Raw genomic sequence first — 12,795 nt, 5'->3', positions numbered from 1 at the left:
CACAAGGCGCGCGTGTCAGCGGCCGGGCGGCGGCGCTCGCGTGCCTAGCGTGTGTGGGCATGGACGACCGGACGGGCCATCGGTGGGCGGCCTTCAAGGCGTCGCCGTTCTTCCCCGCGAGCGTGCTCGTGCTGATCCTCGCCGCCGCCGCCGGCCTGTTCGCCGGGTCCTACACCTACGCCATGGCGAACCCCACCCCGCACCGCGTGCCGGTCGCGGTGGTGGGGGTCAGCCACCAGACCGTACGCGGCAAGGCGTTCGCCGCCGGCCTGGAGCAGGCGCTGAACGCCTCGCTGGCGCTCTCCTTCGACGACTCGTTCGAGCAGGCCAGGCAGGCGGTCGAGGAGCAGCGGGTGTTCGGCGTCATCGTGGTGCACCCCGGTGACGACGTCACGCTGTATGTGTCGAGCGCGTCAGGGGCGTCGGTGGCGGAGCTGCTCGCCACGGCGGCGCCGAAGGTCGCCCCGCGCGTCGGCGTACGACTGACGGTGCGGGACATGAAGCCGCTGCAGCGGGGCGACCCGCGCGGGCTGGCGTTGTTCTACATCACGCTCGCGGCGGTGGTGATCGGGTTCATCGGCGCCGTCCAGCTCAGCGTCCAGGCGGGCGCGCTGACCGCGTGGCAGCGGATCGCGTTCACGGCGGCGTACGCGGCGCTGGGCGGGCTCGCCATCGTGGCCGTCGTGGACTGGGGGCTCGGCGCGCTCGACCTGCCGCTGCTGGAGTCGTGGTTCATTCTGGCGCTGACGATGTTCGCCTCTGGCATGGTGTTCACGATGTTCAACACCCTGGTCCGGCGGTGGGCGATGGCGCCCACGTGGGGGCTGATGGTGCTGCTCGGGAACCCGTCGTCGGGCGGGGCGGTGTCGTGGCCGCTGCTGCCGTCGCCGCTGGGCACCATCGGGCGCTGGCTGCCGCCTGGGGCTTCGATCAACGCCCAGCACACGGCCGTGTACTTCGGCGGGCATCAGCGGCTGATGCCGTTCCTGGTGCTGGCGGCGTGGGCGCTGGTGTCGTGCGCCGTCTTCCTGATCTGGCGCGACCGCCACCCGGGGGCCGACACCTCCTGACCCACAGGGCCGCCAGGTCGTGGTGGTGGTGGCGGATGCGGGCGGCGAGCCCGTCCGCGAATGGGCGGGGCTGGGTGGGCAGTACAGCTAGCGGGCGGCATTGGACGGCCGACGGGCGCGTGCGGGCTCGCGGGACGGGCTCAGGGCGATCGTGACCGCGACCGCGACCGCCAGGACGCAAGCCGCCGCGATGGCCGTGGCCACGCCGTGCACCCCGATCCAGGCCACCGTCAACGGCAGCGCCAGGACGACGAGGGCGCAGCAAGCGATCACGGCGGGATGGATGACGGACTCCGGCTCGATCGGCGTGTGCACCACCCACAGCAGCAGCAGGAACAAGCCGACGGGAATGGCGACGGCGAAGGCGACGGTGAGCGGCGTGGCCGCGACGGCGTGCCCGCTCTGCTCGACCGCGACCTCCAGACCGGCGCCGAGCGCGGCCAGGGCCGCGAAGATGCCGTAGTGGCCGTACCCCCACCGGTAGGAGCGGTCGCGCCGCCCGCGCAGCCCTTCACCGGCCTCCACCAGGAAGTACAGCCACCACAGGGCGAACAGCACGACGAGCCCGGAGACGGCGACCATGATGAAGGGGCCGCTGACCGCGTCCGACTCCAGCGCCCTGGCCACTCCCCTGGACGCGGCGAGCACGCTCTCGCCGAGCAGGATGATCGTGAACAGCCCGTACCGTTCGGCGATGTGGTGCGGGTGCCAGGTGGTGGGCTCGGCCCGTTCCGCCCACAGCGGCACGGCCAGCTCCAGCGCCGCGAGGAGCAGGAAGAGCGGCAGCTCGATGCTCAGCGGCGCCAGCCACGAGTGGTACGTCCAGGCCACCGTCAGAAGGGTGATGCCGCCGGCGTAACGCAGCGCGGTGCGCCGCCGCGCCGGGTCTTCGGCGGCGACGCGCAGCCACTGGGCGACGAGCCCGATCCGCATGATCACGTAGCCGAGCGTGACGAACCGGTAGTCGGTGTGCTCGCCGGCCGCCGGCACGCCGGCCGCCAGGACCAGCACGCCGGCCATCTGCACCATGGTCAGCACTCGGTAGGCGACGTCGTCCGTGTCGTAGGAGGAGGCGAACCAGGTGAAGTTCATCCACGCCCACCAGATCGCGAAGAACACCTGGAGGAACGGCACGATGCCGTCCGCCGCGTGTCCCTCGACGACCTGGTGGGCGAGCTGGGCGGTGATGGCGGCGACCGCGACCACGAACGTGAGGTCGAACAGCAGCTCCAGCTGGCTGGAGACGCGGTGCGGCTCATCGACGGGACGCGCGCTCATGCGGATGCGGAGCCGGATTCTGGCGGGTGGCAAGGTGTCGATCCTGTCGCTGCGTGGGGTGGTCTCCCGGTGAGACAGGACAGGGGGTCGGCTTCGTGACGGCTTTTCGGGAATTGGGTAGGACTGGCGGCGGGCTTCTGCTGGAAGCCGGTGCGGCGGGTGAGCGCGAGTGATGTTTCGGCCAGCGCGCTCGTCATGACGCGCAGCGCCCCGACCCTGTGGGCGATGAGGACGGCGACGGGCTGCCACAGGAACTGCATGATGGCGGTGATCAGCAGTACGTCCAGCATCGTCTGCCTGGGCACGCCCGGCGCGGCTGCCGCAGGCTGTGCAGGAACGGGGCGCAGAGCTGGTGCAGCCCGCTGAAGGCCAGTTCCGCGCCCGTGCATGCCACCCGGCAGCCTGCCGTGCTGTCGCGCGCGTGCTCCAGCAGGGCCGTCTTGCCGACGCCCGCCTCGCTCCGCACCACCAGGACGGCGCTGGAGCTGCGGCCGGTCTGCACCGTGGCGACGGGTTCGTCCAGCCTCTCGCACTCGAATCTCCGGCCGTACAGCCGCACCCGGGCTCACCACCCCTCGGCCTGCTGTCGGACGCTCGCCGCCGCCGCTCGTACGGTGCCCGGGCGAGCCTCCCGGTGCCCCCAAGGGTGCCCCGATGAAAGTTTCACGGTGCGTTGACAGTGGGGAAAGCGCTTTCCTACGGTGTCGCTGCAGGCGCTCGATGTCGAAGGAGCAGGTGAACCAGGGATGAGACGAGCAGTCGCGTCACGACTCCACGCGGTGCTGGCCGCGGTGGCCGCCGCGGCGGCGGTCGGCACCGCCGCCGTGGCCTTGCCGATGACGCAGGCGTCGGCGGCGGCCGACGGCGCCACCGGCTACGCGAGCAGCAACGGCGGGACGACCGGCGGCGCAGGCGGGCAGACGGTGCGCGCCACCACGGGGACCGCGATCCACGCGGCCCTGTGCGGCCGGGCCAGCAGCAGCACCCCGATCACCATCGAGGTCGAAGGCACCATCAACCACGGCAACACCGCCAAGGTGTCGGGCGAGAGCTGCAACACCGCGGCCGGGGTGATCGAGCTCAAGCAGATCAGCAACGTCACCATCATCGGGGTCGGCGGCGGCGCCGTCTTCGACCAGCTCGGCATCCACATCCGGGAGGCCAGCAACATCATCATCCGCAACGTGACGATCCGCAACGTCAAGAAGTCCGGCTCGCCCACGTCGAACGGCGGCGACGCCATCGGCATGGAGAGCGGCGTGCGCAACGTGTGGGTCGACCACGCCACCCTGGAGGCCTCCGGCGGCGAGTCGGAGGGCTTCGACGGCCTCTTCGACATGAAGGACGACACCCAGTACGTGACGCTGTCCTACAGCATCCTGCGCAACTCGGGGCGCGGCGGGCTCATCGGGTCGAGCGAGAGCGACCTGTCCAACGGCTACGTCACCTTCCACCACAACCTGTACGAGAACATCGACTCCCGCACGCCGCTGCTGCGCGGCGGCGTCTCGCACATCTACAACAACTCGTACGTGAGCCTGCACGAGTCGGGCATCAACTCCCGGGCCGGGGCGCGCGCCAAGGTGGAGAACAACTACTTCAAGGACTCCAAGGACGTCCTGGGCACCTTCTACACCAGCGAGGCGGGCTACTGGCAGGTCGCCGGCAACATCTTCGACAACGTGACCTGGTCGGCCCCGGGCAGCGAGAACAACCCGGCCGGGCCGAACCCGCAGTCCAACACCTCGGTCAGCGTCCCCTACTCCTACACGCTCGACGGGGCGAGCTGCGTGCCGGCCATCGTGCGGCAGACGGCCGGGGCGAACAAGGGCTTGCAGGTGTCGAACGGTAGTTGCACGCCGCAGACGCCGACCCCCACGCCCACTGTCACTCCCACGGTCACCCCGACCGTCACGCCCACGCCTACTCCCACTCCTGGTGGGACGAATCTCAGTATCGGGGCCGGTTCGGACGGCTCCAGCAAGGCTGACGGGACAAGCTACGGCAACGTGCGGGACGGGGACCTGAGCACCTACTGGTCGCCGTCGGGCTCCACCGGTGACATCTCGATCAAGTGGGGCTCCGCGACGACCGTGTCCCGGGTCGTCATCCGTGAGGCTGCCGGGGCGGAGGGTCGTATCGGGGCGTGGCAGCTTTTGAACGCGGGCACCGGGGCCGTGCTGAAGTCGGGGAGCGGGGCCGGGACCATCACGTTCACGGCGGCGTCGCTCAGCAAGATCACCTTCAGGATCACGGGGTCGTCGGCCGCGCCGAGGATCGCCGAGTTCGAGACCTACGCCGGATAGGCGACCGCCCGGGCTCGCCGCAGCTTCGAGCAACTGCGGGCGGCTGCGGGGCCGGGCGCAGGGCGGGAGCGGGGCTTCGGGTGTTGGGCGGCGCGCAGGGCTTGGGCATCGGGTGGCGTGCAGGGCTTAGGCGCGGGTGCCAGGCTGAGCGCGCGTCGTGTCCGAGGCTTGAGCGTGCGTGGCGTGCAGAGCTTGGGCGCACGTGGCATGCAGGGCGCGGCGACGTGCAGGGCGGGCGGGGCTTGGGCGCGGGTGGCGTGCGAGCGTTGCCGCTCGCTCAGCGGAACAGCGCGTCGTCCAGGGCGAAGTGGATGGTCTCGCCGTCCCTTCGCCTGTCCGTCCCCGGCCACCACCCGCCGCGCACCCGGGCGGGGATCGTGAACCCGTCGAAAGTGCCCTCCTCGACGCACTCCAGCCCGAAGGTGTGCTCGTGGTAGGCGGTGCCGCCGGGAGCGCCCCATCGGGTCGTGGTGACGCTGTCCAGCCGCCCGTCCGGCGCGACGGCCAGCGTCACCTCGTGGTCCTCGCCGCCGATCGGCATGGCGGCGACCGCGTGGCGCTCGTCCAGGGCCTTCCAGCGGACGCGCGGATCGAGCGCGGCGGCGGGCGCGAGGACGAGCTCGCAAGCCAGCCGCCCGGCGGCGCTGCGCGTGACGTCGGGCCCGCCGCCCGTCACCATCGGGAACGCGCCGTACATGCGCCAGCGCGTCTCACCGGCGCCCGCCCGGTACCGGTCGAGGCCGCGCACCGACGTCAGCCCGAGGGAGGCGGTGCCCGCCCAGACGTAGCCTTCCAGCGGGAGCAGCGCCTGGTTGGCGTGGAAGCGGTGCCACTCGCCGAGCTTGATCGTGCCGCGCATGCTCAGGACGACGGCCCGCAGCAGGGGCGTGCCAGGCTCGATGGCGTGCAGCAGCCAGCGTTGCGCCGGTTCGGGCAGCAGTCCGGCCAGGTCGGGGTCGAAGGCGGGTGGCCGCCGCGTGGGGCGTTGGAGCAGGTCCCAGTCCTGGCGGGCCTGGTCGGTGAGGCGGGGCGGCGCGAGTACGACGGTCATGGCCGCCTCCCCGGCGTCTGGATCCGCGTGGTGGTCGTCATCGGCTTGCCTTTCCGAGCCGGACGGGCAGGGCGCGGTGCCCGTTGGAGATGAAGGACTCCATCGGCGCCGGCGGGCCCGCCTCGGCCGCCAGGGCCAGTTCGGGGTAGCGGTCGAACAGCGCGGGCAGCGCGACCAGCGCCTCCATGCGGGCCAGCGGGGCGCCGAGGCAGTGGTGGGCGCCGTGGCCGAAGGAGAGGTGGTCCTTGGCGGGGCGGGTGACGTCGAAGCGGCCGGCGTCGGGGCCGTGCACCAGCGGGTCGCGGCCGGCCGCCGCGTAGCAGGCGAGGATCGCGTCGCCGGCCCGCAGCGTGACGCCGTCGAGGTCGATGTCCTCGACGGCGTAGCGCAGCGGGATGCTGGCGACGGGCGCCTGGTGGCGCAGGGTCTCCTCGATCACCGCCGCCCAGGTGACCTGGCCGGTGCGGACGAGGTCGAGCTGGTCCGGGTGGGTGAGCAGCTCGAAGACGGCGTTGTCGAGGAGGTTGACCGTGCTCTCATGGCCCGCGCTGAGGAACAGCGAGAGGGTGTCGACCAGCTCGTCCTCCGACAACCGGGAGCCGCCTTCCGGGAGGTGCGAGCCGCCGTCGCGCGCCGCCTCGCCTTCCGGGAGGTGCGGGCCGCCGTCGTGCGCCGCCCCGCCTTCCAAGACGCCGTCCGGTAGGTGCGGGGTGTCGTCGCGGGCCGCGATCAGGGCCGAGGAGAGGTCGTCGCCGGGGTGCAGCCGCTTCTCGGCGATCAGCTCGCGCAGGATGTGCTGGATGCGCGGGTACGCCTCCGCGGCCTCCCGCGGATCGGCGGCGGTGCGGAAGAAGGCGTCGATGCACCGGCGCAACCGAGTGCGAGTGCCGTCGTCGGTGACGCCGAACAGCTCGCAGATCACGTTCACCGGGATCGGGTAGGCGTAGTGCGCGCGCAGGTCCACGGGCTCGTCGCCGGGCAGGTCGTCCAGGGCCGTGGAGACGATCTCCTCGATCCGGGGCCGCAGCGCGGCGGTGCGGCGGGCGGTGAAGGCGCTGGAGACGAGCCCGCGTAACCGGCGGTGGTCGGAGCCGTAGGCGGTGAACATGTTGCGTGCGCCTACCCACGCGACGAGCTGCCAGTCGGCGCCGACCTCGCCGTCGATCCATGCGGCCCAGTGCCGGTGCGCGTCCTTGGACACCCGGGGGTCGGTGAGGAGCCGCCGCAGCGGCGCCTGCCCGCACACCGCCCAGGCCGGGACGCCGCCGGGCAGCTCGACACGTACGGCCGGGCCGAGCGCCCGCAGGCGTGCCGCCTCGGCGTGGATGTCGCGGCCGGTGGGATCAAGGACGAAGGGCCGGTCAGCGGCGGCCTGCTCCACGCGGCCCTCCACGCGGCCCTCCACGCGGCCCTCCACGCGGCCCTCCATGCGGCGGCCTTCCATGCGGCCCTCCATACGGCCTTCCATGCGGCCTCCGTGCGGCTCTCCATGCGTCACGCGTCCGCCGGGCACGGCGAGCGCCCCTCGCGATTGTCCGCCCGAGGGGCCCCGCCGGTCCACAGAAGCCCGTCAGGTGGAGCGGGACAGCAGGTAGGAGCTGAGGCTGCCGCTCCTGAGCCGGTCGGCCACCGACTCGGCGATCTCGCCCACCCGGACGGCGGTGGCGGACAGCAGGGTCGAGGTGAGCCCGTGCGTGTGCTCGCTGGCCCCCTGGACGTACACGCCGCAGCGCAGCGCCGGGGAGGTGACGACCCGGTAGTCGCGGTCCAGCCGCACGCCGCCGCCGGGGAGGCGCTCGCAGAGCCGCCCCACCTCGCCGAGCAGGGTGAGGGGGTCGGACGGCCGGTAGCCGGTGGCGTAGACGATGACGTCGGTCTCCAGCAGGGTGCGCTCGCCGGTGGGCAGGAACTCGACGGTGACCCGCAGCCCGTCCTCGTCGCGCTCGACCTCGGCGAGGCGGGAGGCGTTGAGTATGCGCAGCCGTTCCTTGCCCTGGACCTTCTCCTGGTAGTGGCGGCGGTACAGCTCGTCGATGAGGTCCAGGTCGACCACCGAGTAGTTGGTGGAGGCGTGGTAGTCGCGCAGCCGCGCCTTCACCTCGTCGGGCGCGGAGTAGAAGTGGTCGACGGCGACGGGGTCGAAGATGCGGTTGGCGAAGGAGCTGTCGTCGGCGGGGGTGTAGCCGTACTTGGCGAAGACGGCGCACACCTCGGCTTCGGGGAAGGCTCCGTGCAGGTGCTCGGTCACCTCGGCCGCGCTCTGTCCCGCGCCGACGACCACGATCCTGCGCGGGTCGCGCAGGGCGGGCAGCTTGGCGAGGAGTTCGTCGCTGTGCCAGACGCGGTCGTCGCTCACCAGGCCGTCCGGCAGGACGGGTTCGAGGCCGGCGGCGAGGACGAGGTTGCGGGTGCGGCGGGTGACCAGCGTGCCATCGCCCTGCCGGACGACCACGTCGAGCAGCTCGATCGTCCCGGCCGGCTCGACGGGGGTGACGGCGACGACCTCGGAGGCGTACTCGACCTGCTCGGTGAAGCGGGCCGCCGCCCATTCGAGGTAGTCGTGGAACTCCAAGCGGGACGGGAACATCGTCTTGTGGTTGATGAAGTCGGGCAATCGGCCCTTGTCCTGCAGATAGCAGAGAAAGCTGAATTCGCTCGTCGGATTTCGCATGGTGACCAGGTCCTTCAAAAAGGACACCTGCATGGTCGTGCCTTCCAGCAGCATGCCCCGATGCCAGCCGAAGGCCGGCTGTTTCTCGAGGAACACCGCGTCGAGCAGGTCGCCCGTCCGCGTCTGCCGTTCCCGTAGCGCTATCGCCAGGGCGAGGTTGGACGGCCCGAAGCCGATGCCTACGAGGTCGTGGACGTGCTGCTCCGCTGAGGACATGTACGCCTTTCCGCCGGTACGAAACAGGGGTGGAGACCTTGCCCAAATTAGGTTAGCCTGGCCTAATTAAGGGGAGCCTAACCTAATCCGATCGCCCCGACAAGGAGGCACCATGCGGGTCGTGATGTTCGGCTACCAGACCTGGGGTCATCGCACGCTCCAGGCACTTCTGGATTCCGCGCACGAGGTCGTGCTGGTGGTCACGCACCCCAGGAGCGAGCACGCCTACGAGAGGATCTGGAGCGACTCGGTGGCCGAGCTGGCACTGGCGCACGACGTCCCCGTGCTGCTGCGCAACCGGCCCGACGACGAGGAGCTCATGGTCCGGCTGAAGGAGGCCGAGCCGGACCTCATCGTCGCCAACAACTGGCGGACCTGGATCCCGCCGGAGATCTTCAACCTCCCCCGCCACGGCACCCTCAACGTGCACGACTCGCTGCTGCCCGCCTACGCGGGCTTCTCCCCGCTGATCTGGGCGCTGATCAACGGCGAGCAGGAGGTCGGGGTCACCGCGCACATGATGGACGAGGAGCTGGACGCCGGCGACATCGTCGTGCAGCGGTCCGTGCCCGTCGGCCCGAAGGACACCGCCACCGACCTGTTCCACCGCACGGTCGACCTGATCGCGCCGATCGTCACCGAAGCGCTCGACCTCATCGCCTCGGGCCGGACCACCTGGACGCCCCAGGACAGGTCGAAGGCCAGCTTCTTCCACAAGCGCTCGATCGAGGACAGCAACATCGACTGGAACTGGCCGGCCGAGGACATCGAACGGCTGGTCCGCGCCCAGTCCGACCCGTATCCGAACGCCTTCACGCACTACCGGGGCGAGCGGATCCGGGTGCTCAAGGCGTCGGTGTCGCGGGGCATCTACGGGGGCACGCCGGGGCGGGTGTTCATCCGGGAGGGCGACGGGGTGGTGATCGTGGCGGGCGCCGACGCCCGTCGCGGGCGCAGTCACGGGCTGGTGATCGAGCGCGTCCGTACGGAGGACGGCACGAGCCTGCCCGCCACCGAGGTGTTCAGGACCATGGGCGGCTACCTGACCCGCCACCCCGCCACCTGAGAGCCGCGCGGCGGCCCGACGGCCCCGGGCCGCCGCGCGCCCTCATCCAGGCGTCGTCATCTACGCGTCGTCGCCCGACAGCACCCAGGCGACGTCCCGCAGCAGCGCGTGCCGCCAGGCCGCCCGATCGTGCCCGGAAGGCGACCGCGACACCCGCACCGTCGCGCCCGCCTCCCCGGCCAGGCGCTCGACCAGCTCGCAGTGCGGCAACATCCGCCCCTCGTGCTCCCCCACGTCGAACGCCACCCGCACCCCGGACAGGTCAGGCCGCCCACGCAGGCGCGCCGCGACGGCGCCTCCGGCCGGGCCGTCCATGGGGTCCGCCAGGCCGTCGACACCGGGCCCCCACCAGAACGACGGCGACTGGCAGGCGAGCCCCGTCACCAGCCCGGGAAACTCCAGCGCCGCGTACATCGCGCTCAGCCCGCCGAGGCTCTGCCCCGCGACCACCGTCCGGGACGGCGAGGCGGGCACCCCGCAGTCCGCCACCAGCGGCAGCAGCTCGTCCCTGATCGCCTCCCACAGCTCGGGCCTGCACGCGAACTCGGCCTCCCGGTCCCTGACGGGCACGAAGACGAGCGTGACGGGAGGCAGCTCCCCCGCGGCGACGGCCGAGTCGAACGCGGTCATGGCCGGATGCAGGTACAGCCAGTCGTCCCCGTCCAGCAGCAGCACGACAGGCCCGCCGCCGCCGGCCGGGTGCACGCGCACGGTGCGCCGCCCGCCGAGCCGTTCGCTGGTCCAGCGCAGGCGGGTGGACGGGAGCGGCAGGACGTCGGCGGCGCCGACGGCGGGCCAGTGCGGCTGCGGCGGCGCGTCGGGGGCGGCGGCGATGGACAGCTCGCCGCCGGCGCCCACCGGGTTGAGCGGGTCGGCGCAGGCCGCGTCCCCGGCGCGCAGGCGGTAGGTGACCCGCAGCCGCGCGGGCACGGCCACCTCGGCGTACCAGCAGTCCGTGCCGCCCCACCGGCGCAGCGGGACGGGCGGCGACCAGCTCTCGAAGTCGACGGTCGCGAACGATCCGCGCCACAGGAACAGGGCCGTCCAGCCGCCCGCGCCGTCGGGCTTCCACGCGGGTGAGGCCGCGGCCGCCCAGAACGCGTCGGTGCCCGGTTCGCCGGGTAAGCCGAATTCGGCGAAGGTGTCGTCCATGCGGCCCGTCCTCACGGTCGTAGCGTTAAGCAAGGTTAGCCTTACCTAATATCAGCATGTTACGGTTTCCCTGGCTCGGCGAGTGTGCAGCGGACAGCGAGGGATTCCGGATGCTCTTCCAGGCAACGACTGTGACGACGACCCCACGGCGATCACCGGTGGCGCCGTCCGCCGCGGCGTGGACGTGACCGCCGCCGAGACCCGCGCCACCGGGCAAGGACCGGCGATCCTGCGCACGGCGAGCGGCCGCGAGGCCACCCGCTGGGTCGTCGCGGCCTGCCGCGAGGCCCCGTGGCTGACGGCCGCCGCCGCGCTCACCACGGTCGCCGGCGCGGCGCTCCAGGTGCTGCCTCTGCTGCTGCTCGGACGGGTGGTGGACGGGGTGACGGCGGGCGAGCCGCAGTCGATCCTGGTCACGATCGGGGTGCTGCTGGTCGCTTCCGCGCTGCTCGGGGCGGCGGCCACCGCGGCGTCGGCGTACCTGATCGGGCGGCTCGGCGCGGAAATGCTGGCGCGGCTGCGTGAAGGCGCCGTACGGGCCGTGCTCGGCATGCCGAGCGCCCGGATCGAGCAGGTCGGGCACGGCGACGTGCTGTCCAGGGTCGGCGACGACGTGGCCGTGGTGTCGAAGGGCATCCGGCAGGCCGTGCCCACGGTGCTGTCCTCGGGGGTGCTGGTCGCGGTCGCCACGGTGGGCATGTTCGGGCTGGACTGGCGGCTCGGCCTGGCGGGCGCGGGGGCGCTGCCCGCGTACGCGCTGGCGCTGCGCTGGTACCTGCCCCGCTCCGCGCCGCTGTACCGGGCGCAGCGGGAGGCCCAGGCCGACCGCGCGCAGGCGCTGATCAGCGGGCTGAACGGGATCGACACCGTGCGCGCCTACCGGCTGGAGGGCGTCTTCCGCGAGCGGGTCGCCCGCGAGTCGTGGCGGGTGCGCGATCTCGGCATCGAGGTGTTCCGCTTCTTCGGCCGGTTCGTCGGCAGGGAGAACCGCGCCGAGTTCATCGGGCTGGTCCTGATCATCGTGACGGGGTACGTGCTGCTGGAGGCCGGGGCCGTCACCCTGGGCGAGGCGTCGGTGGCGCCGCTGCTGTTCCACCGGCTGTTCAACCCGCTGGGCGCCATCATGTTCACCTTCGACGAGGCGCAGAAGGCAGGCGCGAGCCTGACCCGGCTGGTCGGGGTGCTGAGCGAGTCCACCGAGGAGCGGCTGGTGGGCGAGGCGGCCGTCACGCCGGCGGGCGCGGGACCGTACCCGGTGAAGGTGGCGGGGCTGACGTTCGGCTACCCAGGGTCCGAGCGGCCGGTCCTGCTGGACGTGGACCTGGAGATCCCGGCGGGCCGTTCGCTCGCGCTGGTGGGCGCTACGGGCGCGGGCAAGTCGACGCTGGCGGCGCTGATCGCGGGCATCGGCGCCCCGCAGGCCGGGTCGGTGCGCATCGGCTCGACCGACCTGGCCGACCTGGACGAGGCGGGGGCGCGCGTCCTGGCGAGCATCCTGACGCAGGAGACGCACGTGTTCTCCGGCTCGCTCGCCGACGACCTGCGGCTGGCCGCGCCGGAGGCGACGGACGCCGAGCTGTGGGACGCGCTGCGCACGGCGGGCGCGGGCGCGTGGGCCGAGGCGCTGCCCGGCGGGCTGGACACCGTGGTCGGCGAGGGCGGCGAGCGGCTGGACGGCACCAGGGTCGCCCAGCTCGCGCTGGCCCGGCTGGTCCTGGGCCGGGCGCCGGTCGTGGTGCTGGACGAGTCGACCGCGGAGGCGGGCAGCCAGGGCGCCGCCGAGCTGGAGCGGGCCGTGCTGGCGGCGTGCCGGGGGCGTACCGCGCTGTTCGTGGCGCACCGGCTGACGCAGGCGATGGCGGCGGACCGCATCGCCGTGCTGGACGCGGGCCGCGTGGTGGAGCAGGGAACGCATGAGGAGCTCGTCGCCCTGGACGGCCGCTACGCGCGGCTGTGGCGGGCGTGGCGGGACGCCGGATAGGCGA

Annotated in this window: 11 protein-coding genes; 4 read left to right on the top strand and 7 right to left on the bottom strand. The window is 72.6% G+C overall.

Features of this window, described 5'->3' with window-relative positions:
* The first annotated feature begins 59 nt into the window (after positions 1-59).
* Positions 60-1,070: an ABC transporter permease gene (locus ABD331_RS21170; RefSeq protein ID WP_344477296.1), complete on the top strand. Its 1,011-nt coding sequence runs from the start codon at positions 60-62 to the stop codon at positions 1,068-1,070.
* An 87-nt stretch (positions 1,071-1,157) separates the two neighbouring features.
* Here ABD331_RS21170 and ABD331_RS21165 read toward each other — a convergent pair whose 3' ends face one another.
* Genes ABD331_RS21165 through ABD331_RS21155 form a run of 3 tightly spaced genes read right to left on the bottom strand, consistent with a single transcriptional unit; the run spans position 1,158 to position 2,907 of the window.
* On the bottom strand, positions 1,158-2,381 hold the full coding sequence (locus ABD331_RS21165) for a low temperature requirement protein A (protein ID WP_344477294.1): 1,224 nt from the start codon (positions 2,379-2,381) through the stop codon (positions 1,158-1,160).
* On the bottom strand, positions 2,345-2,638 hold the full coding sequence (locus ABD331_RS21160; protein ID WP_344477292.1) for a hypothetical protein: 294 nt from the start codon (positions 2,636-2,638) through the stop codon (positions 2,345-2,347). The genes ABD331_RS21165 and ABD331_RS21160 overlap by 37 nt, the downstream gene beginning before the upstream one ends.
* Positions 2,620-2,907 (bottom strand): P-loop NTPase family protein, encoded by a 288-nt coding sequence (locus tag ABD331_RS21155; RefSeq protein ID WP_344477290.1) that lies wholly within the window; start codon positions 2,905-2,907, stop codon positions 2,620-2,622. The genes ABD331_RS21160 and ABD331_RS21155 overlap by 19 nt, the downstream gene beginning before the upstream one ends.
* Before the next feature lie 187 nt (positions 2,908-3,094).
* On the opposite strand from ABD331_RS21155, the gene ABD331_RS21150 reads away from it, so the two are divergent.
* A complete protein-coding gene (locus ABD331_RS21150) occupies positions 3,095-4,654 on the top strand; it encodes a pectate lyase family protein (RefSeq protein ID WP_344477288.1) in 1,560 nt (519 codons plus the stop codon).
* Between the two features lie 277 nt (positions 4,655-4,931).
* Here the strand turns inward: ABD331_RS21150 and ABD331_RS21145 are convergent, their stop codons facing one another.
* The 3 genes from ABD331_RS21145 to ABD331_RS21135 all read right to left on the bottom strand — a co-directional run bounded on the left by ABD331_RS21145 (position 4,932) and on the right by ABD331_RS21135 (position 8,592).
* Positions 4,932-5,705 carry a DUF6544 family protein gene (locus tag ABD331_RS21145; RefSeq protein WP_344477286.1) on the bottom strand — a complete coding sequence of 258 codons (774 nt, stop codon included), beginning with the start codon at positions 5,703-5,705 and terminating at the stop codon, positions 4,932-4,934.
* A 37-nt stretch (positions 5,706-5,742) separates the two neighbouring features.
* Positions 5,743-7,173: a cytochrome P450 family protein gene (locus ABD331_RS21140; protein ID WP_344477284.1), complete on the bottom strand. Its 1,431-nt coding sequence runs from the start codon at positions 7,171-7,173 to the stop codon at positions 5,743-5,745.
* Positions 7,174-7,275: 102 nt separating this feature from the next.
* Positions 7,276-8,592, bottom strand: coding sequence for a lysine N(6)-hydroxylase/L-ornithine N(5)-oxygenase family protein (locus tag ABD331_RS21135; RefSeq protein WP_344477282.1), 1,317 nt, complete (start codon positions 8,590-8,592; stop codon positions 7,276-7,278).
* Positions 8,593-8,704: 112 nt separating this feature from the next.
* Here ABD331_RS21135 and ABD331_RS21130 point away from each other — a divergent pair, with 112 nt between their 5' ends.
* Positions 8,705-9,658, top strand: coding sequence for a methionyl-tRNA formyltransferase (locus ABD331_RS21130; protein ID WP_344477280.1), 954 nt, complete (start codon positions 8,705-8,707; stop codon positions 9,656-9,658).
* Between the two features lie 60 nt (positions 9,659-9,718).
* On the opposite strand, the gene ABD331_RS21125 is transcribed toward ABD331_RS21130, so the two are convergent.
* Entirely contained in the window at positions 9,719-10,810 is a 1,092-nt protein-coding gene (locus ABD331_RS21125) for an alpha/beta hydrolase-fold protein (RefSeq protein ID WP_344477278.1), read from the bottom strand.
* A 178-nt stretch (positions 10,811-10,988) separates the two neighbouring features.
* Between ABD331_RS21125 and ABD331_RS21120 the strand changes: the two genes are divergently transcribed.
* Positions 10,989-12,791: an ABC transporter ATP-binding protein gene (locus ABD331_RS21120; RefSeq protein WP_344477276.1), complete on the top strand. Its 1,803-nt coding sequence runs from the start codon at positions 10,989-10,991 to the stop codon at positions 12,789-12,791.
* The last annotated feature ends 4 nt before the right edge of the window (positions 12,792-12,795 follow it).

It is taken from the genome of Nonomuraea monospora (assembly GCF_039531895.1).
Classification (GTDB): domain Bacteria; phylum Actinomycetota; class Actinomycetes; order Streptosporangiales; family Streptosporangiaceae; genus Nonomuraea; species Nonomuraea monospora.
This window is presented reverse-complemented; position numbering and strand designations above follow the sequence as displayed.

Bases quoted from the DNA above. Each gene is read 5' to 3' on its own strand.
- ABD331_RS21145 (WP_344477286.1), bottom strand. From the start codon at position 5,705: ATGACCGTCGTACTCGCGCCGCCCCGCCTCACCGACCAGGCCCGCCAG.
- ABD331_RS21135 (WP_344477282.1), bottom strand. From the start codon at position 8,592: ATGTCCTCAGCGGAGCAGCACGTCCACGACCTCGTAGGCATCGGCTTC.
- ABD331_RS21170 (WP_344477296.1), top strand. From the start codon at position 60: ATGGACGACCGGACGGGCCATCGGTGGGCGGCCTTCAAGGCGTCGCCG.
- ABD331_RS21130 (WP_344477280.1), top strand. From the start codon at position 8,705: ATGCGGGTCGTGATGTTCGGCTACCAGACCTGGGGTCATCGCACGCTC.
- ABD331_RS21150 (WP_344477288.1), top strand. From the start codon at position 3,095: ATGAGACGAGCAGTCGCGTCACGACTCCACGCGGTGCTGGCCGCGGTG.
- ABD331_RS21125 (WP_344477278.1), bottom strand. From the start codon at position 10,810: ATGGACGACACCTTCGCCGAATTCGGCTTACCCGGCGAACCGGGCACC.
- ABD331_RS21140 (WP_344477284.1), bottom strand. From the start codon at position 7,173: ATGGAAGGCCGTATGGAGGGCCGCATGGAAGGCCGCCGCATGGAGGGC.
- ABD331_RS21160 (WP_344477292.1), bottom strand. From the start codon at position 2,638: ATGCTGGACGTACTGCTGATCACCGCCATCATGCAGTTCCTGTGGCAG.